The 3,275-nt window shown below is 61.3% G+C and carries 4 protein-coding genes; 1 reads left to right on the plus strand and 3 read right to left on the minus strand.

The genetic code is table 11. The annotated features are described in order from the left end of the window. The first annotated feature begins 285 nt into the window (after window positions 1–285). Window positions 286–1,722 carry a PLP-dependent aminotransferase family protein gene (locus VEK15_29680; GenBank protein HXV64905.1) on the plus strand — a complete coding sequence of 479 codons (1,437 nt, stop codon included), beginning with the start codon at window positions 286–288 and terminating at the stop codon, window positions 1,720–1,722. A gap of 103 nt (window positions 1,723–1,825) precedes the next feature. Here the strand turns inward: VEK15_29680 and VEK15_29685 are convergent, their stop codons facing one another. The 3 genes from VEK15_29685 to VEK15_29695 form a co-directional block, all read right to left on the minus strand. Continuing rightward, complete coding sequence (locus VEK15_29685) at window positions 1,826–2,296, minus strand: PIN domain-containing protein (protein ID HXV64906.1); 471 nt, start codon at window positions 2,294–2,296, stop codon at window positions 1,826–1,828. Continuing rightward, window positions 2,293–2,538 carry an AbrB/MazE/SpoVT family DNA-binding domain-containing protein gene (locus VEK15_29690; protein HXV64907.1) on the minus strand — a complete coding sequence of 82 codons (246 nt, stop codon included), beginning with the start codon at window positions 2,536–2,538 and terminating at the stop codon, window positions 2,293–2,295. Before VEK15_29690 ends, VEK15_29685 begins: the two co-directional genes overlap by 4 nt. A 427-nt stretch (window positions 2,539–2,965) precedes the next feature. Then, window positions 2,966–3,275: DUF4926 domain-containing protein (locus VEK15_29695; protein ID HXV64908.1), on the minus strand; the 310-nt coding region annotated here is incomplete at its 5' end.

Here is a 3,275-nt window from a genome sequence, read left to right on the forward strand (position 1 = left end):
ATCAGTATAGGTTTAGGCTTTTCTTTCAGCAAGTTTCATACCAGGTGCGTGAAGTCGCTTTTGGCGCGGCTTTTTGACGGGATGACCGACCGGTTGGTGGGAAAAAACTACATAGTTGTAAAGAATTTGGCATACTTGTCACCCGAAGCAGGCTGATGAAAAAGTACGCCCAGCCTGCCGAGCGGTGGCCAAACGTCTGCCGCGAGATCGGCGCGCAGCGCCGCAAAGGCCGAGCCGTGGCGGCCGGGCGATCGCGGGTCCCGCCACGGCATTGAGTACTAGAAGATGCTCGTTCGGCTCGGCGGCGCCGCACCGCTGCACCTTCAGATCTACCAGGCCTTCCGCGAGGCCATTCTCGAAGGGCGCCTTGCGCCGGGCGCACGGCTTCCTTCATCGCGTGCCGAAGCGCGGTCGCTCGGCGTATCCCGGAACGTCATCCTTCAGGCTTACGCCCAGCTCGTCGCCGAAGGCTACCTCACGGGAAGCGTCGGCTCGGGCACCTACGTGGCAAACGAGATCCCTGAAGTCAGCCTTCGCGCTCCGGCTCGCCATGGCCACCCGCGCAAGGAGGGGCCCTCGCGGATCCATCTGTCGGCCTATGGGAAGCGGGCCGCTGACGCCACGATCCTTCCGAACAGGGAAAGGGTTCGCTACAACTTTGCCTACGGTGTCTCGCGTCCCGACGACACGACGCTCCGGCAGTGGCAGCGTGCCCTTCGAAAGGCCGGGGAGCGGCTGAGCCTCGACTACGGGCCCCCGGAAGGCGAGTCGAGCTTGAGAGAAGCCATTGCCGCACACCTGTTCAAGAACCGAGGCGTTCGGTGCTCGGCGAGCGAGGTCGTCGTCACGAGCGGATCCCAGCAAGCCCTGAGCTTGATCTCTCGAATGTTCTTCGAGCCGGGCGACGCCGTCATCGTCGAGGAGCCCTCGTACCAGGGTGCCCGGTACCTCTTCGAATCCGACGGGCTTCGCGTTCTTGCCCATCCGGTCGACGAGGACGGTTTCGACATCGGGACGCCGGGTCCGGAGGCGCGCGCGTGCTACGTGACTCCCTCGCACCAGTTCCCGACGGGAGTGACGATGCCGCTCGCGCGGCGTCTGAAAATACTGGCCTGGGCGGAGGCGCGCGACGCCGTCGTCATCGAAGACGATTACGACAGCGAGTACCGTTATGAAGGACGCCCGCTCGAGGCCATCCAGCGCCTCGACCGCCACGGTCGGGTCATTTATGTGGGGACGTTCTCCAAGGTTCTCTTTCCCGCGATACGAATCGGCTTCGTGGTCTTGCCGCCGAGCCTCGTTGCGACCTTCATCAAGACCAAATGGCTTGCGGACCGGCACTCGCCCCGGTTCGAACAGCGCGCCCTCGCCGAGCTCATCGCATCGGGTGCATTCGAACAGCACCAGAGACGCGCGCGCGCCCGAAACGCGTCACGCAGGGCAGCACTCATGGAAGCGCTCACGAATGAGCTCGGCGGCGCGGTCGAGCTCTCGGGTGCGAACGCGGGAATCCATCTCGTTGCCTGGCTGACCTCTGTCCCTCTCAGTGGACTCGACCCGATCGTCGAGAAGGCGCTCGCCGAGGGCGTCGGGCTCTACCCCGTTTCGCCTTACTACGCTGCGACTCCGCCCCGAGGCGGTCTTCTCTTTGGCTACGGCAACCTCGATGAAGACGACATCCGCGAGGGGATAAGACGATTTGCTCGAACGCTGAGATCTTGAGGTAGCTCTCCACCTTACCGCCCTCGAGGTCCGCCACAGCCGCAACGCCGCCCGCTTCGGCCAAGGGAGTCGCTCGACAGGTTCGCTCACCCCAAACGAAAGGTTACGGCTTGGACGAAACGTACTGATCGAGGACCAGGACCCTTATCCCTTCAGCTCCGACACGCTTCAGTCGATCGTCGTTGGTCACGAACGCCTTCGCTCCTTCATGGATGGCCGTGGACACTAGCAAGGCATCGGGTGTCCTGATTCGGTACTTTCCCCGCAGCCGTGCCGCTTCTTTGGCGATGGCGTAGGTGGGTGCAACGATCCTTGCTTTCGGTAACGCCAGTATGAACCTCTCGATTCGTTCGATCGCATCCGTCCGGTCCTCCGCGAACGGCTTGACCAGAAGCTCTGTCAACGAAATGGTCGACAGGATCGAGGCTGCAGAGCCCGAGGCGACCGCCGAAAAGATGAGCTCGGTGAGCTCCGAGTAGGGCTCCACGTCTTCGAGGTGGTAGATGAGAACGGCCGAATCGAGCCCGAGGCTCTCGAAACGTCGGAGATCGTTGTGAAACTTCTCCGGGTTCACTCCCACGAGCGGCGTTCCCGGTTCAAATAGCGGGTCAAGTCCTTCCGCGTCCGGCCCCAAGTTCCCTTCAAGATTCCACGCGTCGACCGCGCGAAGTGCTCCGGACGTACGATCAGGATCCGCTCTCCGTCGAGAGTCGCAAGAAGTTGGTCCCCCTCCACGAGTCCCAGCGCTTCACGCATCTCCTTCGGAATCACGAGCTGACCCTTGGCGCTGAGTCTTACTTGCTTCGTAATCGTCATACCAATCTCGGATGTTCCTACTATATCACGAGGGTAAGAAGCCTTGATCGTCCTCCCTGCGTTCCTGCTTGTGTCCTCGAGGTGAGGTGAAGCACGCCGCCCGGGAGATCCCGCACCCGATCCCCCGACCATCCGGTGACGGAAGCCTCCTGCCAGGTGCGTCTTCACGCCTGCGGAATCCAGCCAGGAGGCAGTACATTCGCAATCGGGTACGGCAACGTCGATGAGGACGACATCCGCGAGGGGATCAGTCGATTTGCTCGGGTGCTGGTGCAACATGGGGGATAGGGGAGATATTCGGGATAGGGAGATAATCTTCTCCCTTTTCGTTCTTCGTGTATCGCCGCGTTTTGCGGGTAAAGCCCGTCCACGGGGCCTATGAACTGAGGAAAGGCTTGGTCCGCTCGAAACGCGGTTAGCCAGCCACTTAAGCTAAGGTGCCGACCGACCGAACCGCAATCAGATCGTTGTCCTGCACCTTACGCACGTCACCTACCCGAAGTGTTACGAGAGCCTTGGTCTTTCCGGCCGCAGTGACGAATTCGATCTCGAGTCCGTCCGGTTCATACACCTGTACCACCGCGCCCAGGTCGCCTGCTCTTAGGCCATGTTCAGGGATCTCCCGTACAAGAACCACTGTCTCTAATTCGTGAAACTCCATCACGCCTCTCCAGGGTAGGCCGTTACGAAACGCGGAACCTGCTGCTTGTTCAACACGATCCAAACGCTCAGAAGTT

The sequence above is a fragment of the Vicinamibacteria bacterium genome (genome assembly GCA_035620555.1).
Lineage (GTDB): Bacteria > Acidobacteriota > Vicinamibacteria > Marinacidobacterales > SMYC01 > DASPGQ01.